The sequence below is a fragment of the Corynebacterium sp. HMSC070E08 genome, assembly GCF_001808895.1.
Taxonomy (GTDB): Bacteria; Actinomycetota; Actinomycetes; order Mycobacteriales; family Mycobacteriaceae; genus Corynebacterium; species Corynebacterium hiratae.
This window is the reverse complement of sequence record NZ_KV794788.1, coordinates 1-22,206: the sequence shown is the minus strand read 5'-3', so window position 1 is coordinate 22,206 and position 22,206 is coordinate 1. Positions and strand designations below refer to the sequence as shown.

Below are 22,206 nucleotides of genomic sequence, written 5' to 3'. Positions count from 1 at the left end.
AAGGAGCCCGGGACCGGGAGTACGATGCCTAATGATCCTCTCAACCTCGACAAGGCCGGCGAGTGGGCTGGCGTGTGGTGGCTGCCGGAAGCCCCTAGCGAGAAGGTCCCGGGTGTCCTACGGTACGACCCGGAAGATGGTCTCTCTCTGTCGCTGATCGGCACCTTCGAGGATCGGATCTTGACGACGGACTCGTCTGGATGGACTGCTGTTCACGAAGGAACCCGCACCTGGGAAGTCATGCACGGTGTGGCCGAGCTCAGGGAGATCACACTGCTTGGCTGTGTTCCTAGGAGCACCAGAAGGACCATGGGTGCGCGAGTGGCGAGCCCTGATAAGCAGACCGTGACCGCGACGGTCGCCATCATCGGCGCGCATGTCAGCGGTGACGCGGATCCGGCGTTCGCTAGGGCAGAAGTCTCAGTCGAGGATCTGAGTCTCTGGGCGGCGTCTTCTGTGTTCGAAGGATCCCTCGGGGCTCCCGACGGCAAGATCGATGGGACCGGGCGTATCTCGGTGAAGCCGGTCGAGGCGCAATCGGTCGTGGTCGACGACACTGAGTATCGCCTTCAGCACACGCACACGCTTCCATTCTTCGACCAGCGCAAGGGAGGAAGCGTCGGACGTATGCGGGACACGGTGTCCATCTGCGTCGTGCCAGCCGAACCATTCTCTCTGAGTGTTGCTCTGCAGGAGGCGAGCCTGGTGCAGGACCTGATCTCCCTGGCGACGCATCGCGCGGCCGGAGTGATCTGGCTCCGACTGGAAGTTGCCGGGACCGAGTCGCACTTCCCTGATGGCCGCCCGCTGCCGCGCCGACGTGCCGATGTGCTCTACTCACCGGCCGCGCTTGGAAAACACGACGCGAAAGTCGTCGATCACCACCGAATGTTCTTCACCTGCGGCTCGATCCCATTTGAGGAGGTCATGCCCCGATGGTGCGAGGCCCATGGCCGCCTGGAGGCAGCGACAAACATGATCTTGGGCTTGCGCTACGCACCGGCCCGTTTTGTTGAGAACAATCTTCTGACGGCAGTCGATGCTGCCGAGGTGTTGCACCGCAACCTCCGCATCGACGAGAAACCGTTCCCCAACGCGGAGTTCAGGGCGATGCGAGAGGCGATGCTGGCGCAGGTTCCCGATGAGCACCGAAACAGGTTCAAGGGGGCGATCCGCAACGACCCGACCCTCCGTGATCGGCTCCATGCCCTCGCCGCGCGACCCGATCAGGAAGCGATCGCACAGCTCTTACCGGATGTCGACCATTGGGCGAAGTGGACGACGCGCGCCCGCAATGACCTCGCGCACGAGGGCAGAACGCCCAACCATTCCATCGAGGAGCTGATCGCCGTCGTCGAGGTGACGACCGCGGTCGTAATCCTCAACGTCTTGCACGAGCTCGGGTTGCCGGCGGAGCGGCAGCGAGAGATCGTGCGGGAGCACCCGCAACTGAGGGCTACGTTCCGTACCGCTGCCGAATGGCTGGTTCCCTCACCAAACCCTTAGGTGCACTGCGATAGCCGCTACTTCGGAACCTCCGTGACGCTGCTGCCCGGTCGTTTAGTGCGAGACGCGTGTAAGCCTGCTCTATCGCTCGTTCGTTGAGTGCGTCATGGCGGGCGGGCGAGACGACCGGCTGTAAGTGGTGGCAGCGCGTCAGTGCCGCCTGGTGCGGCGGTGAGACGGGAGAATGTCGTCGGCCCTTAAGAACGCGGTGGAGTTCCGCTTCAATGTCAAAGCTCCATGTCGACGTGCTGCCGGGCCCGTTTCCCCCGGAAGCATGTCTGAGACCGTCATGACGCCTGAGACGCTTGCCCTACGCGGGATTCTCGTTGCGCGTCTTGACTAGTTCCAGGTGCTCATCGATCGGTACGGCGCGACCAACCCGAAGTTGTTCGGGTCCGTCGCGCGCGGCACCGCGTCTGCAGGATCGGACATCGACATCCTCGTCGGGATGGACCCTGCGGAGGGACGTCTCCTGATGCGTGCGTCTGGTCTGCTCGAGGAGAGTCGCGCTCTGTTCGGGCGCGATGGCATCGACGTGTTTCCTGCCCAGTTGCTCAGGCACCCGGTATCCGCTTCGACGCTCGCCGAGGCGGTGCCGCTGTGAGTCGCAGTCCGGCGAAGCCGTGAACCATCTTCCCGATGAGATCACCGGCGCGCACCCTGAGATCGTCTGGCCTCAGATTCGGGATTTCCGCAACATCCTGGTGCACCAGTATTTCGGCGTCGACATCGACGTGGTCCGCGATATCGTCGATACTCATCTGCCTCCTCTTGCCTAGGCGCTGCGGTGCCACATCTCTGCTAACTGACGGCGCGGCTCCAAAGGTTATTCGGCTACGGAACGTGGTCGAGTTTAAGTTCAATGTTAGCTAAGGGCCTTATTAAAAGCGTTTGGCAACACGCGCTCCTATTTACCTTCGTATCTCGCGAGACGCTGACGTGGATGGCCTCACCATCGACCGGCAGCGTCAGGACTGTGAAGCCATTGCAAAGCAGCGTGGCTTGGACGTTGGACATAGGACATAACTACGTCGATCAGTCCATTTCCGCGTCAAAGAAGAATGTGGCTCGCCCCGACTACGACGCCATGGTGGCATCCTTTGAACGCGGCGAAATCGACGCGATCATCTGCTGGGACCTCGAACTACCCGCCCCACGTCGGTGGGTAGTCCGATCAGTCGGACAAAACTACTCCCGCACCACAGCGTAATAAGGGGTGCACCTTAAAAACATCCGGAGGTGGGGGTAACTCCCCCTCGTTGCCCAGAGACAAAATACGCCAGTGGCGTCTGTACGACGAGCCGAAGGTAGGACAAATTCCAATCCAGAGAGGTCTTGCACTGTTGCGGTGCGGTTGTCTTCTTTCTCACCGTATTGGACCCTGCGAAATTAATTGGATACGATAGGCCCATGTTGATTTCAGGTTCCGTTTTCATGCGGCCGCTCACCAGCCGCTAAGGCGGTTTTCTCCCTCCCGCAGGTTAGAAACCGCTCCGGTCCTTTAGCCGGGCGGCTATTTGTCATGCCCGGCTCCGTTTCAACTCCAAGGAGCACACCTGATGTCTGCATACGGATACGGCCGTCACGAGCATGGCCAAAATTTTCTCACAGACCACAAGATCATCAACTCCATCGTCGATCTTGTGAAACAAACCTCCGGCCCCATCATTGAGATCGGGCCAGGAAGCGGTGCCCTCACTCACCCGATGGCCCACTTGGGGAGGGCGATAACGGCAGTTGAGGTAGACGCAAAACTAGCTGCCAAACTCACAAAAAAGACCGCCTCGGCGGCGGTCGAAGTGGTCCATGATGATTTCCTTAACTTCCGGTTACCCGCCACTCCCTGCGTCATTGTGGGAAACATTCCCTTTCACCTCACCACTGCCATTCTTCGAAAGTTGTTGCATGCGCCGGCATGGACTGACGCTGTACTCCTCATGCAGTGGGAAGTCGCTCGCCGCCGGGCCGGGGTAGGTGCAAGCACGATGATGACGGCTCAGTGGTCCCCATGGTTCACGTTTCACCTGGGTTCTCGGGTACCAAGGTCTGCTTTCCGGCCACAGCCAAACGTTGACGGGGGGGATCTTAGTGATCCGCCGGGTGGGTGACCCGAAGATTCCGATAGAGCAGCGCAAAGCCTTTCAGGCGATGGTGCACACCGTTTTCACTGCCCGGGGACGCGGGATAGGGGAAATTCTCCGAAGGGCAGGGTTGTTTTCATCACGTTCAGAGACACAATCATGGTTGCGCTCGCGAGGAATCGACCCCGCGACCCTGCCTCCCAGATTGCACACCAGCGACTGGATCGATCTCTTCCAGGTGACTGGTTCCTCTCTACCTCACCATCGGCCCATTTCACCATCGGGAAGTAGTCAACGACCTCCTCAACGGAAAAATCGAGGCCGGCGGCGGTAATCCCCCCACCACCAAAACCGAAATCCACCAGTAGTAGTGAACGACCCATGTTCGTCTACCGTGAGCCGCGTTATGGCAGTGACGTGTTCTCGTCGGGCACAGTCATAGTTCCCGGCGTTGCCAGCGACAGGGTTCTACACCCAGCAGCGGGACCGATCAAAATCACCCGCACGGGGAACGACCCTGCTGGTGGTTTCGATTTTGATGAAAGCGAGGAGACATAGCCCCTCGCCAACTCCCCGTAGCTGGCGAACAGTAGCTCCTGGCGCTGGCGCTCGTTGGTGAGTTTGCGTGCCACATCGAAAGCCTTATCGACTTCCCGGTCCAAGTTGTTGTGAGCCTTGAGCAGAATTGGGTCCATCGATAACGGGTTGTAGTGCTCCGCGAGTGACCGCTGGGGGTGCCGCTCGCGTGCCCGCAGCACCAACTGTCCAGCGTCGATGATTCGCTGCTGCGCCTTCTCATCTAGTTCACACAGAGCTGGTCCGCAGTTGTAGCTCCCGATGTACTCCGAAAAACGGAAAAAATAAATAGTGGGGATACATCAACCTTCCACTTTCCATTCTTCCGGCTCAGAGTATTGAGGGGTCTGGGACCGGGTCCGTAAACCCTTTATGTTTTTCGCGCACAGCGGTTTTTAGCGACGCACCCTATAGGTTTTCCGCAGAACTTATATGTGTTTCTGTGCACCCCATATGTTGTCTGTTTTAGCGGTATTTCGTTGTTAATTCCGCACGCGCGCATCAAATGGTTATTTATCGACGACACTCCGTCGAGTTCAAGTTCAACGTGTAACGCGAGGCGTTAATGACGTTTCGCGTTATTGGGGGTAGGTTGAAGAGCGCTGTCTCTAACTCGGGTTTTCGTTCGGCCTCGGTCCATTCCGCTACCTCGTGTGAAGAATCTGCAAGCGGTATCGAACCGTTGAACTATTAGGTTCCCCCACAGTTCCCGTGCCTGCACGCATCGAGAAGGACCAGGTGGTGAACTCGAATGACTCGCCTGGTCCAACGTGTGTGCGCTCGGCGCGTGGTTTAACCCTTATAAGACTTGCCGGTCACAGCCTCAGCGTTTCGCTCGTGCAGCCCGCAGGCCGTTCAAGATCACGATGACTTCGGCGACTTCGTGTACCAACACGACGGCGGCCAAGCCCAGTACACCGCTGATCGCCAGTGGCATCAACACGATGATGATGGCCAGAGACAGCACGATGTTTTGGTTGATGATCCTGCTGCCTCGGCGGGCGTGCTGCAGCGCCTGCGGGATCAGCCGGAGGTCGTGGCCAGTGAAGGCGACGTCAGCGGACTCGATCGCGGCGTCAGAGCCGGTTGCTCCCATCGCAATGCCCACCGTTGCGCCCGCCAGTGCCGGCGCGTCGTTGATGCCGTCGCCGATCATCGCCGTCGGCGTCTTGGAGGAGAGTTCGGCGACGATGCTTGCCTTGTCCTCCGGTCGCAGCTCGGCGCGCACGTCGTCGATTCCGGCGATTTCAGCCAGCGCCCGGGCGGTGCGAGTGTTATCGCCGGTGAGCATGCTCACTTCCACGTCGTTGTCGTGCAGGGACTGCACGGCATCGGGCACCTCGGGCCGCAACTCGTCGCGCACCCCGATCGCCCCGGCGAGAGCGTCATCGACGGTGACTAGGACGCAGGTCTGGCCTTCGGACTCCATGCGCTCAACGTCCGCCTTCAGTGGCCCGGCGTCGATCCATCGGGGGCTGCCGACCAGCACCCGTCGGCCTTCGACGGTGCCGCCGATGCCATGACCGGCTTCCTCGCTGATATCCAAGGCGGTGGGCGCTTCGGGCTCCGCTGCCACGATCGCCGCGGCGAGGGGGTGCGTCGATTGCTGCTCAACCGCCGCCGCGAAGGAAAGCACCTGCGCCCGATCGAATCCGTCTGCCGGGACCACTCCGGTAACCTCGGGCTGGTTGCGGGTAAGGGTTCCGGTCTTGTCTACCGCTAGGTGACGGATGCCGCCGAGTCGCTCGAACGCCGCGCCGGACTTGATGACTACTCCGAACTGGCTGGCCGCGCCGATCGCGGCCACGACCGTCAGCGGCACGGAGATTGCCAGCGCGCACGGCGACGCTGCGACCAGGACCACCAGCGCACGGGTGATCCAAGTCTCGGGGTCGCCCAACAGCGAGCCGATCACGCCGACCAGCACCGCCAGGATCATCACCCCGGGCACTAGGGGTTGGGCAATTCGGTCGGCGATCCGGGCGCGGTCACCCTTCTCCGCCTGCGCCTGCTCGACGAGGTCGACGAGTGTGGTCAGCGAGTTGTCCGTTCCAGCTGCGGTCGTCTCGACCTCCAGCACACCGGCGGAGTTGATCGCTCCCGCGGGTACCTCGTCGCCGGGCGCAACCTCCTCCGGAATGGATTCTCCGGTGATCGCTGAGGTGTCAAGGCTGGAGCGTCCGGACCGAATGATGCCGTCCGTGGCGATCCGCTCCCCGGGGCGTACGACCATTAGCTCGCCAACCTCAAGGTCCTTCGCAGCGACCTCGGCCGTCGTACCGTCGCGCAGCACGGTCGCGGTTTGCGGTACCAGCTTCAACAGTGCCCGCAGTCCGCCTTGGGCCCGGTCCATCGCCTTGTCTTCAAGCGCCTCGGCGATCGAGTACAGGAACGCCAGCGCCGCGGCCTCTCCGACGAAACCAAGGATCACCGCGCCGACCGCGCTGATCGTCATAAGCAAGCCAATGCCGAGCTTGCGCTTCGTGACAAGGTTCCGGATCGCTCCAGGTGCGAACGTGTAAGCGCCCAACAGCAGGCCAAGCCAATACAGTACCGTTGCGGGCGTCTCCAAGTCGGACCAGTCCAGCGCCAGTCCTGTAATGAGGGCTACGCCGGAGAAGATCGGTAGCAGTAGCTCGGGGTCCTTCCACCATGGCCGATCGAGCTCTTCGATCTCCGTGGCGGGTTCGTGTTCGCATCCACATGCTGAACTCATGCGTCCGTTCCTTTCTCGCCGCAGCCGGGCACCGAGCACTCGGTGTCGATGCAGGGGGCATTCTCGTCGACGGCCAGCGTCGCGTTGACCAGCGCTTCGAGCGCCGCCGCGAGGTGCGGATCGGCAATTTCGTAGCGGGTCTTACGGCCCTCCGGCTCAGCGACGACGATGCCACAATCGCGTAGGCAGGACAGGTGGTTCGAGACGTTCGAGCGGGTCAGATCCAAGCTTTGCGAAATCTCGGCCGGGTAGCCCGGACCGTCGAGTAGGGTCATCAGGATTCGGGAACGCGTCGGATCAGCCATGGCCCGGCCGAGCCGGTTCATGACGTCGAGGCGCGAAGCAATAGTCAGCATGTGCTGAACAATACAACGTGTGTTGAACTATTCAAAATGCACTGAACTGACGGTTCCGCGAAGGTCCTGCGACCTGCAGGAATTAGTCGATGGGATAGCAGATGACTGATCCTTTGTGGTTCGGCTGCCACCCAACGCGGGAGCGACGTGATCGGCGGGGTCAGTTCAGCATTCGAATCAACGACCAGTGGCGGATCTGTTTTCGGTGGTCCGCCGCGGGGCCAGAGGAGGTTGAGATCGTTGACTACCACTGACAAGCTCCCTCCGGTTCACCCCGGTGAGATCCTCATGGAGGACTTTCTCAAGGAAATGGGGATCACCCAGCACAAGCTCGCCGTCTCCATTGGCGTTCCGCCCCGCCGGATCAACGAGATTGTCCACGGAAAGCGGGCTGTAACCGCGGACACTGCTCTTCGCTTGGCTAAGTTCTTCGGAATGAGCCCCCAGTTCTGGCTCGGGTTACAGGCTCAATATGACTTGGACGTGGCGGAAGACAAGATCCTCTCGGAAATCGAGCGGATTCAACCGGTCCAAGCTGTCTCAGCGTAGCGGTTACCCGAACCAGGTCCGTCAGCGTGAGGATATGCACGCGGATGGTTCGAACTAGGAAATTTGGGGCTGCCGTCGCGTGGACTTGAGTTCCGAGCGCCGCTTTTTCGCTTCGAGACGGCGTCGCACCGAGCTCTGCGTCGGCTTGGTCCTGCGCCGCGGGGGAGGAAGCGGAGCGAGCGCCTCACGCAAGAGGGCGGCCATGCGCTCTCGCGCCTCGGTGCGGTTACGGACCTGCGAGCGCTGCGTCGACGCGCTCACGGTGAGCACTGTGCCGTCCAGGCGGTGTTCGAGGTTGTGAAGGACGCGGCGACGCTGGGCGTCGGAAAGCGATGAGCACGTAGCGATATCGACGGAAAGCTGCACTTTGCTGTCCGTAGTATTGACGCCTTGGCCACCTGGTCCCGACGACTTCGCGAACCGCTCCGTCAGGTCGGCGGCGACGATGACCAGACCCCCGGGGATCCCTGGGCCAGGCGCGATGGTCAGGTCGTTCATACCGCCCAGCTTAGTTAGAGTTGCTTCCGGATCAGACCCGCCGTGCGAGATCAGGGTAGTGTACGACCACTCCGTCACCGTCGACCTCCAACTCGACGTCGACTCCCCGTGTTCCGCTTTCGTATCGGACAGTTTCAGCATCGACGGAGCTGTAGTACTGGTCTGATGCGATCACCTGGAGGGACGGCATATCAATCCAAGCCATGATCAGTTGCGTTTTCGGAACCTGAGTCTCAAGCAGCGTCAAGCGACGAATAGGCATTGTGTTGGTGAGAGGGCACAGACCGAGATCGCAATCGAGTGCGGCTTTCAGGTCGGCTGACTGGACGATACCGGGGGAGGGCAGATCTTCAGGCTGGGCACCCTCTTCATTGGTTTCCGCCGACCACACGCCTTGCTCGGACCTAAACAGCTCGAGGCTTCGCCCCCATCCGTCGCCTTCAACGTTCACCGTCACACGTTCGGTCACCCAGTTCTCCGCGGCGCGCAGCTCCCACGTGGCCTCGTATCCATCGCCGTATTGCACTCCGGAAGCGGTCAAACCGGCTCCTAAAAAATGAACTGCGGCCTCGTTCCGGATGAGGGGAGTCTCGACATGCTCCCACTTATACGTGCGCTCCATGGTGAGGAATTTACCACGCTTGATGGTGCGAAAAGGCAGGTAGCTTTCGATTTGGACCGCGTACCGAGGAGGAGGCTTACCGGCAGAATGGTGTACTTCGTAAGCCCGCGGCGCAGAAGAATTCCATGAATGAGAGCAGGGCCAACGTGCCCGTTGCCGTCTGCAAAGGGATGAATCGTTTCAAACTGAGCGTGAGCAATTGCGGCCTGGATGAGAGCACCGTGCGAAGCGCCATCGAGGTAAAGACATAAGTCGTCCACGAGATCATGGACTAGGCCTGGGGGCGCTGGGATGAACTCGGCCCCAATGGGTGTGTGGTTACTTCCACCAATCCAGTTCTGAATAGTGCGAAGACCAGTGGGGATAGAGCCCTTCTCCCCCATCAACTCTCTTTGGAGCTTTTCAAGAAGGCCGATGGAGATGTTGGTTCGGTGGCAAAGCTCTTCTCAATGGAACACAGAACGGTGAGGTTACGCGCAACCTCTTCCGCGCTTTCCTTAAAGCCGCGGACTTCCTCCTTTTGGGCGAGTTCCGCGAGGACAACCTTGTCGACGTTGGGCGCAATACCTTTAATGCGTGAGGAAGAAATGGTCTCAGAACGCATGAGTAAGCGGGCCACAGACTCCAACTGGCCAGAAGCAGCATGACGGTTGCGATCCAAGATCTCTCGCTCGATACGTGCTGCCCGGCTGGTGAGCTCTGGGGAAAACTCCATGCCTTATTTACAAAATGGTCAGGGACATAGACCTAAAAAGGGCCTCCGGCCTTATCGCGCCGGGGAATGCCGGAGCCTGATTCGGGGATCCAGCTCTCGGTAACGTAGTGAGGCTTGTAGAGGCTATCCATTCGTCAGACAGCAAATGAGTGGTTGGATAACTCTTATCCAACCACTCATTGCGGTTTATGCGCTAGATAAAGCTTAAACATACGGGGTTTCAGGGCCATAATTTGGCCTCAATGAGAATGTTAATGACACCTCAATGGGAAGATCAATGAGAACTCTTGTCATTGAAGAGGAATGAAGTTAGCATTGAGCCGTCATTGTTAACATTGAGGGCGGGTATTCATCGTGAACAATTGGTCCGAGAATCAGCTGAGAGAGCTATTGGCTGAGCTTGAGTTGCGCGGCGGTGATTCAACAACAGTCGAGTTCAAAACCGCTCAAGGGGGCATTCCGGACTCTCTACCGCAGACATTGTGCGCGTTCGCAAACATGCCGAGTGGCGGCCTTATCATTCTCGGTGTCAATGAGAAGGAAGGATTCATTGTCACTGGCATTGAGAATCCTTCGGAGATGGAGGCTGCTCTGGCCTCGCAGGCGCGTCATGCCATCACCCCTCCAGTCACAGTGCATACCGACAGTGTGGCAATAGATGGCACGCATGTCGTGATTGCGGAGGTTACGGGTCTTCCGATTATTGATAAGCCTGCTATCTACAGGGGAGAAGCGTATCTTCGAATGGCTGATGGGGACTACCGTATGAGTGCCTCGGAGCTGCGCATGATGGACGTGGCAAAGCTGCATGCCGAAGAGGCAGTGTCCTATGACACGACGATTGTGGAAGGCACGAGCCTTGCAGACCTAGATAGCGACGTGGTGCAAGATTTCTTGGTTCAGGCGCGGAAAAAGAATCGGCGACTATCGGGACTTACTCAAGATGAGGACGTCTTACGGGCGCTAGCGGTGACGACCGCGACTGGAGAGCTGACGCTTGCTGGCCTGTATGCGCTGGGTTTCTATCCCCAAGGGCATTTTCCCTCCTTAGCAGTAACGGTGGCGCAAAGGCTACCAAATGGTTCGAAGCACGGGCGAGTGTTGGGGTTGGAGACCTTTGAGGGGCCCGTTCCGGTGCTGTTGAACTCGGTAATGGGATGGGTAAGGCAACGTTTAGCCGCCGTACGGCGATATCGAGAGGACGGATCAATGGTGGAAGTTCCTGAACTTCCCCTTCCGGCCATTCGAGAGGCCGTGGCTAATGCATTGGTGCACCGTGATCTTGGGCCAAATACGTTGGGTGCGGGTAAATCGATTGATGTCCGCCTATTACCGGACAAGATGGTTATCTCCAGTCCAGGAGGCCTACGGGATCTGACGGTTGAACAGCTCAAGTCGAGAGATCTGGCGCGCCAGGAGATTAACCAGCGGCTCTATAGACTGTGCCGATATCTCAAAGCAGACGATGGCTCTTTTGTTATTGAGGGCGAAGGCGGCGGCGTGCAGCTCATGCTGGATGCCGCGCGAGAGCAAGGACTACCGGAGCCTGACCTGATAGATTCTGGCGTGCAATTTACGGTGAAGATGTGGCGGCCGGACACTCGTGGAGAGGCCCGTAGCTGGGAGCCACTACGCAAGGAGGAATCAGGCACCGGCCCGGAACGACGAGTGGATGCACCAGTGACCTTGGAACGCCTGGGTGTTAACGCCCCGCGCGTAGCGGAGGCGCTGCGTACGGCGGCACAACCGCTGTCTATCGGCGAAATAGAAACAGCCACAAACCTTACTCGAGCGCAGGTCCGATATGCGCTGAAGTCACTGGTGAAGGCACGATTCGTGCGTATGGATGGCACGCGCGGTTCACAAGCGACAACCTATGAATGGCTAGCTAACCGCGGGGCTGCAGGCGCTTAACCAGCTGGTCGTGGTGGACTGGGGCGAGGCAGCCGGCGTCCACGACGCGCCGGGCTAGCTCTTTGTCCCCCATCTTGGCTGCGAAGGCCATGCCCATGGTGATGTCGTGGTCGGGGCGGCCGATAAGTGTAATCTCATCGCCAGGTTTGATGCGGCCAGGCTCGATGATGCGCAGGTAGGAACCGCAATCACCGCGCTCCGTGAAGGACTTGAGCCAGCCGGGCTCGTCCATCCAGCCGGAGAAGGTGGCGCAGGGCGTGCGCGGGATGGAGACCTCGAGCACGCACTCCCCCACCTGAATGCGCTGGTTGATGAGCATATTCGGCCAGGAAATCCCCTCAGTAGTGAGGTTCTCCCCGAAGTAGCCATCACGCAGCACGCGGTTAAGCGTGCCCTCCCAGTAATCGAGCTCCTCACGGGCCACCGCATACACGGCCTTCTCAGCGCCGCCGTGGTGGGCGTGGTCACCGATGGAATCCCCCACCACGCCGGAGCCGTCACCGTAGTTGGGCCCGGGTATTTCCAGATCCAGGAAGGGGCGTGGCTGCTTATCGATGCCCGTGTACTCGTGCCGCCCGTGCGGCTCGGGGCGGCGGACAGCGACGTTCGTGGAGATAACCTTCATGCTCACCTATTGTGGCACACCTCACGCGCTCACATGTCGCGATCGTGGAAGAGCGCCTCCGCAGTCACGAGGTCGTAGAAGAAGAGGCGGGGGGCGAGGGGGAGGACGTCGGCAAGCATGGGCATGTCCTCCTTGAGCAGGGGGCTTTCCATGATGATGTCATTCGCCGCAGCGCGGGAGGCTAGGGCGAAGGCATAGGAAATATAGGGCATCCAGGCCGCTGCATTGAGCTCGTCGGCGGTGTTTCCGCTGGCAAAGGCGCCCAACGCGATGAGGGTGTGGTTGACGGACATGTCAACGCCCGCGTTTTGCACCAGCGAGGCCAGTGCCGTGGCGTCCTTGCGCAGGTGCTCGATGGTGCCCAGCGCATCGAGGGCGCCGTTGTTGGCAAAGCACTCGCGCAGCGCGGCGACGCGGCCGGCCTCCCCCATCAGATCATCGACGGGCGGTGTGGGGCTGTGAATGGTCGCAGCATTGAGCAGCATCGGGCGGGTCAGGCCATCGGCGCCGGTCTCGCGCACGGCGGTGAGCTCTGGGTTCTCGCTGGCTGAAGGATCGAGGAGAAGATCCAGGTAGCTATCGGCGCTGGACTCGGCGGTGGGCTCCAGCGGCGAGTGGAACAAGCGCGTGCGCGCGAGCGAGCGGGCTTGTTGGTTCACGCTGACGCCGGTGCGTGCCAGGGCATGGAGTGCGTCCTCCGGTTGGGCGCGTAGGCGGTCAATCGTGCTGTCGAACATCGCCTGCAGTTTCGGGTTGGGGCTGCGCTGCGAGAGCACATGAAGCGCGCGGAAGGTGCCCCAGAGCTGCTCCGGGGTCCAGTCCTTCGAAGCCAGGGCGGCCGGCGAGCCTTCCGGCGTGATCACGATGGAGGCGCTGGATGGGCGAGCGGGGGCGGCGAGGTTGGAGGAGGCGCGGAGCTCGCGGACGTCGACAAGCAGCGAGCCCTGCTCGGCAAGGTCGGCGGGCAGCTCAAACCCCTCTTCGGTGGGCGTGAGTTGGGTGGGTGCCACGGTGGGTTCGGCCAATGGCCAGGCCCAGCCCACCAAATCTGCCTGGGGTTCTGCATTCTGCTCGATGATAATCTCATCGCCGTTGAGCAGACCGCGGCTGACGAACGGGGACTTGCGGACGGTGGCCAGCGCCGCATAGATCAAGCTGGTGGATGCGGAAGCCTCGTACTCGACGATGCGCCGCTCCAGGCTGCGGGCCTCGTGGGCCGCGCGCTCCTCCGCCGGGAGCGAATCCAGGTAGTCCTCGTAGGACAGCGTGGACCACATGAGGAAAAGTTCGGCAGAGGGCTGCTTGCGCACGGCGTTGGCCAGCGCGGCGTTGGGAACGGCGAGGCTGGTGACCGCCTGCGTCGTCTTTGAGGTGCGCGCCAGCTCCTTGATCTTCTGGCGGCCGTCGATGGTGACGAACTTCGCCAGCGGCAGCGGGCGCGGCGAGTGGACGGTGAACATGTCGTCCTGATCGAGCTGGCCGGCAAAAATCACCGGCTTATCGGAGTGCTCGGTGGGCTCCAGGCCGATGCGCTTGACGCGGCTGAACAGGGCCTCGGGCCAGACATCGAATTCCAGTTCATAGCCGGCCTCGCTGGCCACGACCTCGCGGCGCGAGACTTCGGTGTCCTCGAAGGTGCGCAGGCCCTTCTCCAACGCGATGGGCTTCTTCGGCGGGGAAGCCAACGTGTAGCTGAAGGCCGAGTGCGCGCCGAGAGCATCGATGATGCGGAAATCCATGCCGCGCGGACCGTCGTTGGTGGCGCGCATGTGGAGGCCCTCGGCGAGGGAGATGAAGCGGACGTCGACAAGCTCCTCGTCGTGCCACAGCGACACCTTGTAGCGGCCCATCCACGGGTCTTCGTAGAGGTCACCCGGGAAAGGCTCGGCGATGCCCGCGTCGAAGGTCTGCTCCGAAATCTCCTCCTGTTCGCCGCCGAGGGGCGCGTAGGTGAGATCGATGCGCCACTCCCCTTCCGCAATGAGGTGCACGCGCGGCGATTTGGTGAACACGGGCTCGTTGTCGAGGCTCCGGGCGTTGGGCAGGATGGCGACGTCAAAGTCCCACTCAAAATCGCCGTGCTTGGCGACGTCCACCGGTTCCCTCTGCGGCACTCGGACCTGCTCCGGCAGCGGGCCGACTTCCCAGCCGGCCCAGATGCCCAGCGGCTCGGCATCCTCGAGCGTGCCCTGCGGCGCGATGAGGGTGGTGCGGTCATAGACGATGAAGGGTGCTTCATCGGTGATGCCGGTGAAGGTGACGGTCTCGATGAGGTCCTCATCGCCATCGCGCAGGGTTACCTCGATGCGGGTAAAAGGCCCGGGGATGCCGACTTCCAGCGGCTCTTCGGTGGCGAATTCACGCACCGAGTGGGGGCGATCGATGAAATGGGACTTGACTACCCATCGTGGGTCCGTCAGGTCCGCTTCAGGGTAGGTAGCCGGCAGCTCCAGCATGAGGATGTTGCTCCCCCGGCGCAGTGAAATCCGGGGACCCTGCTCGGCGATGTCGGTAGTGACCAACGGCGTTGTGGGAAGTGAATAAATCTCCGCGCTCATTTGCTTCATCATAGGACACGGCGGGGTCCTGTTGCCATGTCGCTGGTAGAGGGCTTGATTGTCCTAACGGTAGGACAGGTGTCCTAAGCATAGGACAGCTGGCTATAGTGGGGCTATGGACCCATTACAACTCCTCAAGAAAAGCCCGCTGAGCCTTAGCGAAATCTCGCGGCGCTCGGGAGTGTCACGAAATACGCTCAATCTGTGGTTGCGTGGGGCAGCTCAACCGAGTTTGGCCGGGTTGGCCAAGGTAATGCGCGTGCTCGGATACGAGGTTTCCGTACAGGTACACCGCATGAGCGATGCCGCCGCCGCGACAGCCGCCCGAGTTCTCCTGGGGGAGCTCAGCAGCGAAGAACCAGACGTTAAAGCCTGGATTGACCGCTTTGTGCAGTGGGGTGACGCTGCGGCCGTCGGTGGCAGCTACCAGGCTCTCATGGAACGGGCCGCGTGGGCCTCCAACCCATATGGCCGCCACGGGGCTCTCCACTTCTTACCGTCAAATCCCATAACGCTTGCCTCAGCGGTTGATGCGAGCGGGCAACCGTGGGCGATGTCGGGTGCTTTTGCAGCTCAACGCAGCTCGGCGCATAGTGCCAGTGGAGGAGAAAAACCTCGATCAACATTGATTTGGTGCACAAATCCAGCAGACATCGTGCCCTCGTTGCCCACTCGGATTCGTGCGAGTGCTGAGCCCGTATCCGGAGGAATCACCCTCGTGCCTGTCGCTGGTGAAGAGCTCACCGGCGCAACTAATGAAGCCGGAATACACTACGTATCACCGCATCAGCTTGCCATTGATGTGTGCGCAGAAAACTACATCGGAGGGGCATAGGTGATGAGAAGAGCAACGAGCCGAGTGAGCTGGGAGCACCATGAGCGGCCGCACGTTTCGGAGTTAGGGACCAACCGTGCGTTATTTCGATTAACCAAGCAACTTCCTGACTTGGTGTGGAACGCTGCCGCGCTGGAAGGAAACACTTTCACTCTCCCGGAAGTTCGAACCCTGCTAGATGGCATCACTGTGGGTGGAAAGGCGCTTGCTGAACAGCAACAGATCTTGGACTTGTCAGGAGCTTTCAACCTGCTCCATGAGCTGGTCCTCAAAGAGGAATGTGCGGTGGATAAAGCCACCAGTAACGCACTCCATGCCGTGCTAGCAAGGAACGAGGCCCTGGACGCTGGTCTTTTCCGTGGTGAAGGCCATGTGGAGGGAGATGGCGGTGGAGTGCGGCTCATGGATGGCGGGTTCATCCCTTTCGACTCTGCTGATGAATTGGGTGAAGCTCATGCCGATTTGCTGGTCTCCCTTCAAGGGCTTGAAAACCCAGTCGAGCAAGCGTTGGCCTATTTCTGCTCTGCCACGCGTAGCCAGTTTTACTTCGATGGAAACAAGCGAACCGCACGGCTTGTGGCGTCAGGCCTCTTGATGAGCAATGGCTACGCAGCACTTAATATCCCTAATGCGAGAAGGCTGGAATTCAACCTTGCCCTCGATGAACTGTTCCGATCCGATGACGCTACGACCTTGATGGACTTCCTGTATGACTGCCTAGAGGAGTCCTCCCAGTAAGCGCAGTAGGCCCTCCGCTTCCGAAGCGGAGGGCCTACGTGGGGGCTGAATGCTCAGCGCATCCTTTAGTGCATAGTGCTGTAGTGCTTAGCGGAACATCTTCTGCAGAGCGGAGAAGTCAGCCTTGACCACGCCGACAGACTGCAGGAATGCGGCGATGGCGCCGAGCAGGGCAGCCACAACGCCTGCGCCCAAGAAGCCGGCGCCGACGGGGTGGCGTGGCTAAAAGGAACAGAGTGGACGACACCAGCGGACTTGTTGTGGTCAATTGCCTGCTCGGAGATTTCTTCAGGGAGTGGCCGTATGGGGACTTGCCCAGAACACTGTTGACGTCGGCAAGCACTGCGTGGACACCATAAAAACGACAAACGGTGAACCCCAGGAGGTGGGATTCACCGTGGTGAGTGAATGGGCAGATTATGCCATCTGCAGCGTGGTCACGCAGGTACCGCCTTCGTCAGAGGTATCCAGGGGAACCTCGCCGGTCTTGCCGTCCTGCTCGATGGTGATGGTGCCCTTCTTGTCGGCCGGCAGCCAGTAGCCAATGAAGCCGTTGTCGAACGTCGTGGTGTCTTCGTTGACTAGCTCATTTCCTTCGTCATCCGTGATGGTGACGTGGATGTCTTCCTGGCTGAGCTCACCGGTGCAGGTGGTCAGGGAGTGGTTGAAGCAGTCGTGCGTACGGGAGAGGTACGGCGCAATAGAGAGGTAGAACTTGTCCTCCGGCAGCGGCAGGGAGGCCTGACCCTGTTCAGTAGCGAGGATGAGCTCGTTCGGGCGCACGGATGCGAGGAGATCGCTATTGCGCTCGTCCTTGGACTGGCGGTCCAGCTTGTCCACGATTTCCTGGCCATCCAACCCTTCGAGATCGAACTCGGCGAGGATCTCCTCGGCAGGCACCTGTTGGATGTCGGTGCTGGAAGCGGCGCTTTTCGAGGCTTCACTCGGTACGGGGCTGTCAGTAGAGCAAGAGGACAGGGTGATGGCTGCGGCGCAGGCAGTGGTGAGGGCGATGAGGCGTTTCATAAGTCTTCCGAATGGGTCTGATTGTGTTTACTCAAGCCTATACCCCACCCGGGTATCTATCAATGGAATGAGAGAAGGATCATCTTTTCGTGCTACGCAGGTTAAACTCTCCCCTATGTCTGATACTTCGGCCGCAACTCTGCCGCCCTGCCCCGAATGCTCCTCTGAGTACACCTACGAGATGCCGCCGCTTATCGTCTGCCCGGAGTGTGCGCACGAGTTCTCCGCCGACTCTGCTGATGCTTCGGCCTCGGAAGGAAGCGAACCGACCATCGTCGACTCCGTGGGCAACGCGCTTGCTGACGGCGACACGGTCACCATCACCAAAACCCTTAAGGTCAAGGGCGCGCAGCAGCCGCTGAAGGCCGGCACGAAGGTGCGCGGCATCCGCCTGAACTTCGACGCCGGCACCGGCCAGGAAGACCACAACATTGATTGCCGGATTGATGGTTTTGGCGCGATGAAGCTGAAGCCTGCTGTGGTGAAGAAGGTTTAGTAGTGAAGACGATGTAGGGCTACCCCAGGACTTTTACTGGTCCCGACTTGGGTCATGGGGTGGGTGAGCACCGACTTGCTTGAGACCGCTGCCTTTTGTCAGACGCCTCCTGCAGGTCGATGGAGGCGCGCAGACGTTGCGCGCTGCGAGGGGAGCAAAGAAGGTAATCCGCTTCGCGAAGATGCGTACAGTGTTCTACGGGAACGGTCGTTGTGTCCCGACTTAGGTCATCGGGCAGGTGCCGCAACGTCACTCTTGACGCTGCTACCTTGCATTTTTCGACGGCGGGGTGGAGTTGTTCCGCACCAATTTGGCCTAAGTCGGGTTGGTAGTGAAGACGACGTAGAGGTACCCCCAAGACTTGTATTGGTGGTCGTCACTGTGGCGAGGGAAAGACAGCAAAACCTTGAGACTGGGCAGCGGCGTGGAGCTGTTTGTCGTAGGTGAAAAAGGTCAGGGTGAGGCCAGCGTCGCGGAGAAGACAGGCGCTCGCCAGGTGGATGGCATCCAGGGAGCGAACGCCGGTCAGCGAGCAAGCTCGACGAATGACCTCATCGCTGATGCCAACTTTGGAGACCCCCTCCGTGAACTTCCGGTAACCGGCGCCGGTGAGGCCACTGCGCTGCCACACTTTAGATAACTCGATGTCAATGAGTGCAGAAGAAAACAGTTGCTGGCCTTCAAGGAGTGCAGCGACTTCGGAGCTTTCGCGCTCGGGCAAGGCCAACTTCGCTAGTGCCGAAGTGTCGACGTAGATCATCACAAGCGGTCTTCCCTATCCAGTAGCGATACAACGTCTGTCCCGGAAGGCAGATAGTCTGTGGTGCTTGGCTGTGAGTAAGGCTTCGGGTTGTGGCTCAGGATTCCGGCAGCTACTAACTGCTCCACGGGGCTATCTAGAGATGAAATGGGAACAACGCGAGCAATGGGCCGATTGCGGTCGGTGATGACCACGCTTTGACCTGTAGCGGCAACTTCGCGAACGATGTGGCCAGAACGCTGGTTGAGTTCGCGCAAAGAAATGTTGGTCATTGCTCCAACCGCCTTTCCTTATTGGCTGGTGACTGTAAAAAGTTAAATGTAGAACAGTAGAACAATGGTGATTTTAGTGGCAGAGCTTAGAGGGGACAAGGGGGGCGTCGTCAGTTGCGTGGCCGCGCTGCGGAACGGAATTGCGGCCTAGCTGGGTCTAACTGGGGAGATGTCCGTGCGGTGACTACACTGTCTAACCATGACTAACCCGAGCGATAACACCACCCACCGCTACACGCCGGAGCTCGCCGCGCAGATTGAAAGTGCCTGGCAGCAGTACTGGAAGGATAACGGCACCTTTAATGCGCCGAACCCAGTTGGGCCGCTCGCAGAGGACGGTAAGGAACTTCCCGCGGAGAAGATGAACATCCAGGACATGTTCCCCTACCCGTCTGGCGCGGGTCTGCACGTAGGCCACCCGCTGGGTTATATCGCCACGGATACTTATGCCCGCTTTAACCGCATGCTGGGCAAGAACGTCCTGCACACGCTGGGTTATGACGCCTTTGGCCTGCCGGCTGAGCAGTACGCCATCCAGACTGGTACGCACCCGCGCACCACCACGGAGGCGAATATCAACAATATGCGCCGCCAGCTGGGCATGCTGGGGCTGGGCCACGATCCGCGCCGCTCGGTGGCTTCGACTGACCCGGAGTTTTATAAGTGGACGCAGTGGATTTTCCTGCAGATTTATAACTCCTGGTTTGATGAGGAGCAGCAGAAGGCACGCCCGATTTCTGAGCTCATCAAGGAACTTGAGGTGGGCAAGCGCACCACCAAGGATGGTCGCTACTACGCGGATCTGAGCAAGGAAGAGCAGCGCAAGGCGCTCGATGAGTTCCGTCTGGTCTACCTGTCCAACTCCACCGTGAACTGGTGCCCGGGCCTGGGCACGGTGTTGGCCAACGAGGAGGTCACCGCGGAGGGCAAGTCCGAGCGCGGTAATTTCCCGGTCTTCCGCAAGAACCTGCGCCAGTGGATGATGCGCATTACCGCCTACTCCGACCGTCTGCTCGATGACCTGGAGCTTCTGGATTGGCCGGAGAAGGTCAAGTCCATGCAGCGCAACTGGATTGGCCGCTCCCGCGGCGCGGAGGTCACCTTCCACGCTGAGGGCTACGACATCGACGTCTTCACCACCCGCCCGGATACCCTGTTCGGCGCGGAGTACGTGGTGCTGGCCCCGGAGCACGAGCTTGTCGACGCCCTCCTCTCCCCCATCCCATACGAGGATGATGTCGACGAGCGCTGGACCTTCGGCCACGATGATCCGAAGGAGGCTGTGGAGGCCTACCGTGCTTCCATCGCCGCGAAGTCTGACCTGGAGCGCCAAGAGAACAAGGAAAAGACCGGCGTCTTCCTGGGCACCTATGCCACCAACCCGGTCAACGGCAAGCAGGTCCCGATCTTCATCGCGGACTACGTCCTGACCGGCTACGGCACCGGCGCCATCATGGCGGTCCCGGCGCACGATACCCGTGACTACGAGTTCGCCACCGTCTTTGGCCTGCCCATTACGGAGGTCGTCGCTGGCGGCGACATCACCAAGGAGGCCTATACCGAGTCCGGCAAGGCCGTGAACTCCGCCAACGATTCCCTGGACATCAACGGTATGTCCAAGGACGAGGCCATCGCCGCCATCATCCCGTGGCTGGAGGAGCAGGGCGTGGGCCGCGAGAAGATCCAGTACAAGCTGCGTGACTGGCTGTTTGCCCGCCAGCGCTACTGGGGCGAGCCCTTCCCCATCGTCTACGACGAAGCCGGTCAGGCCTACCCGCTGCCGGAGTCGATGCTGCCCATTGAGCTGCCGGAGGTAGAAGACTACAAGCCGGTGTCATTCGACCCAGATGATGCCGATTCCTCCCCGCAGCCGCCGCTGGCCAAGGCCCGCGAGTGGGTTGAGGTGGAGCTCGACCTAGGCGATGGCCCGAAGACCTACTACCGCGACACCAACGTCATGCCGCAGTGGGCAGGTTCTTCCTGGTACCAGCTGCGCTACATCGATCCGACGAACGATGAAGTCTTCTGCGATCTGGAGAACGAGCGCTACTGGACGGGCCCGCGCACAGAAGAGCACGGTGCCAACGACCCGGGTGGCGTTGACCTCTACGTCGGTGGCGTTGAGCACGCCGTGCTGCACCTGCTCTACTCGCGCTTCTGGCACAAGGTCCTCTTCGATCTGGGCTACGTGAGCTCCAAGGAGCCCTACCGCCGCCTCTACAACCAGGGCTACATCCAGGCCTACGCCTACACCGATTCCCGTGGCGTCTACGTCCCAGCCGCCGAGGTTGAGGAGAAGGATGGCAAGTTCTTCTACAACGGCGAAGAGGTTAACCAGGAGTACGGAAAGATGGGCAAGTCCCTGAAGAACGCCGTGGCCCCGGATGACATCTGCAACGAGTACGGTGCCGATACCCTGCGTGTTTACGAGATGTCGATGGGCCCGCTGGATACCTCCCGCCCGTGGGCAACAAAGGACGTCGTCGGTGCGCAGCGCTTCCTCCAGCGCCTGTGGCGCCTGGCTATCGATGAGAACAGCGGCGAGCTGTGCACGACGGACGCGGAGCTTTCCGACGATGACCTGAAGCACCTCAACCGCACCATCGCCGGCGTACGCGATGACTACGAGAACCTGCGCCTGAACACCGTGGTGGCCAAGCTCATCGAGTACGTGAACTACCTGACCAAGGCCTACCCGAAGGGCGCGCCGCGCGCCGCCGTGGAGCCGTTGGCCCAGCTGGTCTCCCCCGTTGCCCCGCACATCGCGGAGGAACTGTGGAAGCGCTTCGGCCATGAGGAGACCATCACCTATGAGGCCTTCCCGGAGTTCGACGAGAAGTACCTGGTTGATGATGAGATCGAGGTTCCGGTGCAGATCAACGGCAAGGTCAAGGCCCGCGTCATGGTGCCTGCCGACGCCGACCAAGCCACCGTCGTGGGCATTGCCAAGGACGATGAGCGCATTGCGGAACTCACCGCTGGCAAGAACGTGGTCAAGGAGATTTACGTTCCGGGCCGCATGGTCAACCTGGTGGTCAAATAAAACCACCGGGGCCCCGATAAGTCGGGGCCCCAACTGCCCTAGTTGACGAAACCAGCGCCTTCCAGCGAATGATCGTGGGGAAAATCGTCAGTTAGGGCAGTTTTGCGCCTAGGCGTGTACCTTCGTCACTCCCCTCGCAGCGCGCAACGTCTGCGTGACTCCATCGACATGCGGGAGGTAACTGACAAAGGGCGTCTGACAAAAGGCATCTGTCATAAGGCGTTTTCGCGGCCAAAAACGCCTTTTACTCAGTGCAGATGGCGTTTTTAGACCCAAAGAGGCTCTTCCGGTTTCGGGGTGCGTAGCGGGGTGAGGTAGAA

Annotated in this window: 22 protein-coding genes and 2 pseudogenes; 12 read left to right on the top strand and 12 right to left on the bottom strand. The window is 60.3% G+C overall.

The genetic code is table 11. From position 1 onward, the window contains the following. The first annotated feature begins 24 nt into the window (after window positions 1–24). From HMPREF2526_RS09605 to erm, 5 genes and pseudogenes are all read left to right on the top strand, one after another. Window positions 25–1,506, top strand: coding sequence for an ApeA N-terminal domain 1-containing protein (locus HMPREF2526_RS09605; protein WP_070512995.1), 1,482 nt, complete (start codon window positions 25–27; stop codon window positions 1,504–1,506). Window positions 1,507–1,855: 349 nt separating this feature from the next. Beyond that, on the top strand, window positions 1,856–2,110 hold the full coding sequence (locus tag HMPREF2526_RS13665; RefSeq protein ID WP_232745419.1) for a nucleotidyltransferase family protein: 255 nt from the start codon (window positions 1,856–1,858) through the stop codon (window positions 2,108–2,110). After that, on the top strand, window positions 2,031–2,285 hold the full coding sequence (locus HMPREF2526_RS13735; RefSeq protein ID WP_081636726.1) for a HepT-like ribonuclease domain-containing protein: 255 nt from the start codon (window positions 2,031–2,033) through the stop codon (window positions 2,283–2,285). The genes HMPREF2526_RS13665 and HMPREF2526_RS13735 overlap by 80 nt, the downstream gene beginning before the upstream one ends. A 197-nt stretch (window positions 2,286–2,482) precedes the next feature. Then, window positions 2,483–2,716 carry a recombinase family protein gene (locus HMPREF2526_RS09590; protein ID WP_224784272.1) on the top strand — a complete coding sequence of 78 codons (234 nt, stop codon included), beginning with the start codon at window positions 2,483–2,485 and terminating at the stop codon, window positions 2,714–2,716. Between the two features lie 349 nt (window positions 2,717–3,065). Then, window positions 3,066–3,921: pseudogene (erm, locus tag HMPREF2526_RS09585) on the top strand (23S ribosomal RNA methyltransferase Erm). Window positions 3,922–3,991: 70 nt separating this feature from the next. Here erm and HMPREF2526_RS13820 read toward each other — a convergent pair. The 3 genes from HMPREF2526_RS13820 to HMPREF2526_RS09570 all read right to left on the bottom strand — a co-directional run bounded on the left by HMPREF2526_RS13820 (window position 3,992) and on the right by HMPREF2526_RS09570 (window position 7,235). Further along, entirely contained in the window at window positions 3,992–4,345 is a 354-nt protein-coding gene (locus HMPREF2526_RS13820; protein WP_016423158.1) for a type IIL restriction-modification enzyme MmeI, read from the bottom strand. A gap of 641 nt (window positions 4,346–4,986) precedes the next feature. Beyond that, the gene (locus HMPREF2526_RS09575) at window positions 4,987–6,879 is read right to left on the bottom strand and encodes a heavy metal translocating P-type ATPase (protein ID WP_016423157.1); all 1,893 of its coding nucleotides are present in this window, start codon (window positions 6,877–6,879) and stop codon (window positions 4,987–4,989) included. Next, the gene (locus tag HMPREF2526_RS09570) at window positions 6,876–7,235 is read right to left on the bottom strand and encodes a Cd(II)/Pb(II)-sensing metalloregulatory transcriptional regulator CmtR (protein WP_005530797.1); all 360 of its coding nucleotides are present in this window, start codon (window positions 7,233–7,235) and stop codon (window positions 6,876–6,878) included. Before HMPREF2526_RS09570 ends, HMPREF2526_RS09575 begins: the two co-directional genes overlap by 4 nt. A gap of 149 nt (window positions 7,236–7,384) precedes the next feature. Between HMPREF2526_RS09570 and HMPREF2526_RS12995 the strand changes: the two are divergent. Both HMPREF2526_RS12995 and HMPREF2526_RS09565 read left to right on the top strand, forming a co-directional pair. Continuing rightward, window positions 7,385–7,489 (top strand): annotated as a pseudogene (locus HMPREF2526_RS12995) (type II toxin-antitoxin system RelE/ParE family toxin); the annotation flags it as partial. Continuing rightward, on the top strand, window positions 7,476–7,784 hold the full coding sequence (locus HMPREF2526_RS09565; protein ID WP_083279048.1) for a HigA family addiction module antitoxin: 309 nt from the start codon (window positions 7,476–7,478) through the stop codon (window positions 7,782–7,784). The pseudogene HMPREF2526_RS12995 and the gene HMPREF2526_RS09565, both read left to right, overlap by 14 nt. 54 nt (window positions 7,785–7,838) lie before the next feature. Here the strand turns inward: HMPREF2526_RS09565 and arfB are convergent, their stop codons facing one another. From arfB to HMPREF2526_RS13650, 4 genes are read right to left on the bottom strand one after another with little or no spacing between them, the layout of a single operon-like run. Beyond that, a complete protein-coding gene (arfB, locus tag HMPREF2526_RS09560; protein ID WP_070517628.1) occupies window positions 7,839–8,282 on the bottom strand; it encodes an alternative ribosome rescue aminoacyl-tRNA hydrolase ArfB in 444 nt (147 codons plus the stop codon). Between the two features lie 31 nt (window positions 8,283–8,313). Beyond that, complete coding sequence (locus HMPREF2526_RS09555) at window positions 8,314–8,904, bottom strand: putative glycolipid-binding domain-containing protein (protein WP_198531135.1); 591 nt, start codon at window positions 8,902–8,904, stop codon at window positions 8,314–8,316. Beyond that, on the bottom strand, window positions 8,832–9,287 hold the full coding sequence (locus HMPREF2526_RS13655; protein WP_118783645.1) for a Fic family protein: 456 nt from the start codon (window positions 9,285–9,287) through the stop codon (window positions 8,832–8,834). Before HMPREF2526_RS13655 ends, HMPREF2526_RS09555 begins: the two co-directional genes overlap by 73 nt. Beyond that, window positions 9,287–9,619, bottom strand: a complete 333-nt coding sequence (locus HMPREF2526_RS13650; protein WP_070547153.1) for a hypothetical protein — start codon at window positions 9,617–9,619, stop codon at window positions 9,287–9,289. Before HMPREF2526_RS13650 ends, HMPREF2526_RS13655 begins: the two co-directional genes overlap by 1 nt. A 354-nt stretch (window positions 9,620–9,973) precedes the next feature. On the opposite strand from HMPREF2526_RS13650, the gene HMPREF2526_RS09545 reads away from it, so the two are divergent. Next, window positions 9,974–11,533: an ATP-binding protein gene (locus HMPREF2526_RS09545; RefSeq protein WP_070547152.1), complete on the top strand. Its 1,560-nt coding sequence runs from the start codon at window positions 9,974–9,976 to the stop codon at window positions 11,531–11,533. Here the strand turns inward: HMPREF2526_RS09545 and HMPREF2526_RS09540 are convergent. Beyond that, entirely contained in the window at window positions 11,508–12,158 is a 651-nt protein-coding gene (locus tag HMPREF2526_RS09540; RefSeq protein ID WP_070547151.1) for an MOSC domain-containing protein, read from the bottom strand. The genes HMPREF2526_RS09545 and HMPREF2526_RS09540 overlap by 26 nt on opposite strands. 29 nt (window positions 12,159–12,187) lie before the next feature. Continuing rightward, a complete protein-coding gene (locus HMPREF2526_RS09535) occupies window positions 12,188–14,716 on the bottom strand; it encodes a hypothetical protein (protein WP_070547166.1) in 2,529 nt (842 codons plus the stop codon). A 115-nt stretch (window positions 14,717–14,831) separates the two neighbouring features. Here HMPREF2526_RS09535 and HMPREF2526_RS13270 point away from each other — a divergent pair, with 115 nt between their 5' ends. Both HMPREF2526_RS13270 and HMPREF2526_RS09525 read left to right on the top strand, forming a co-directional pair. Further along, window positions 14,832–15,551 (top strand): helix-turn-helix domain-containing protein, encoded by a 720-nt coding sequence (locus HMPREF2526_RS13270; protein WP_146003870.1) that lies wholly within the window; start codon window positions 14,832–14,834, stop codon window positions 15,549–15,551. A gap of 24 nt (window positions 15,552–15,575) precedes the next feature. Further along, a complete protein-coding gene (locus HMPREF2526_RS09525) occupies window positions 15,576–16,289 on the top strand; it encodes a Fic family protein (RefSeq protein ID WP_246819886.1) in 714 nt (237 codons plus the stop codon). Between the two features lie 417 nt (window positions 16,290–16,706). On the opposite strand, the gene HMPREF2526_RS09520 is transcribed toward HMPREF2526_RS09525, so the two are convergent. Then, window positions 16,707–17,315 (bottom strand): CueP family metal-binding protein, encoded by a 609-nt coding sequence (locus tag HMPREF2526_RS09520; RefSeq protein WP_070517622.1) that lies wholly within the window; start codon window positions 17,313–17,315, stop codon window positions 16,707–16,709. Between the two features lie 115 nt (window positions 17,316–17,430). Here HMPREF2526_RS09520 and HMPREF2526_RS09515 point away from each other — a divergent pair, with 115 nt between their 5' ends. Continuing rightward, window positions 17,431–17,811 carry a zinc ribbon domain-containing protein YjdM gene (locus HMPREF2526_RS09515; protein ID WP_049154826.1) on the top strand — a complete coding sequence of 127 codons (381 nt, stop codon included), beginning with the start codon at window positions 17,431–17,433 and terminating at the stop codon, window positions 17,809–17,811. Between the two features lie 376 nt (window positions 17,812–18,187). Here HMPREF2526_RS09515 and HMPREF2526_RS09510 read toward each other — a convergent pair whose 3' ends face one another. After that, window positions 18,188–18,571 (bottom strand): type II toxin-antitoxin system VapC family toxin, encoded by a 384-nt coding sequence (locus HMPREF2526_RS09510; protein WP_070510079.1) that lies wholly within the window; start codon window positions 18,569–18,571, stop codon window positions 18,188–18,190. Further along, window positions 18,571–18,843, bottom strand: a complete 273-nt coding sequence (locus HMPREF2526_RS09505; RefSeq protein WP_049154824.1) for a type II toxin-antitoxin system Phd/YefM family antitoxin — start codon at window positions 18,841–18,843, stop codon at window positions 18,571–18,573. Before HMPREF2526_RS09505 ends, HMPREF2526_RS09510 begins: the two co-directional genes overlap by 1 nt. Window positions 18,844–19,042: 199 nt before the next feature. Between HMPREF2526_RS09505 and leuS the strand changes: the two genes are divergently transcribed. Further along, window positions 19,043–21,886 (top strand): leucine--tRNA ligase, encoded by a 2,844-nt coding sequence (gene leuS / locus HMPREF2526_RS09500; RefSeq protein ID WP_070547149.1) that lies wholly within the window; start codon window positions 19,043–19,045, stop codon window positions 21,884–21,886. Window positions 21,887–22,206 lie beyond the last annotated feature (320 nt).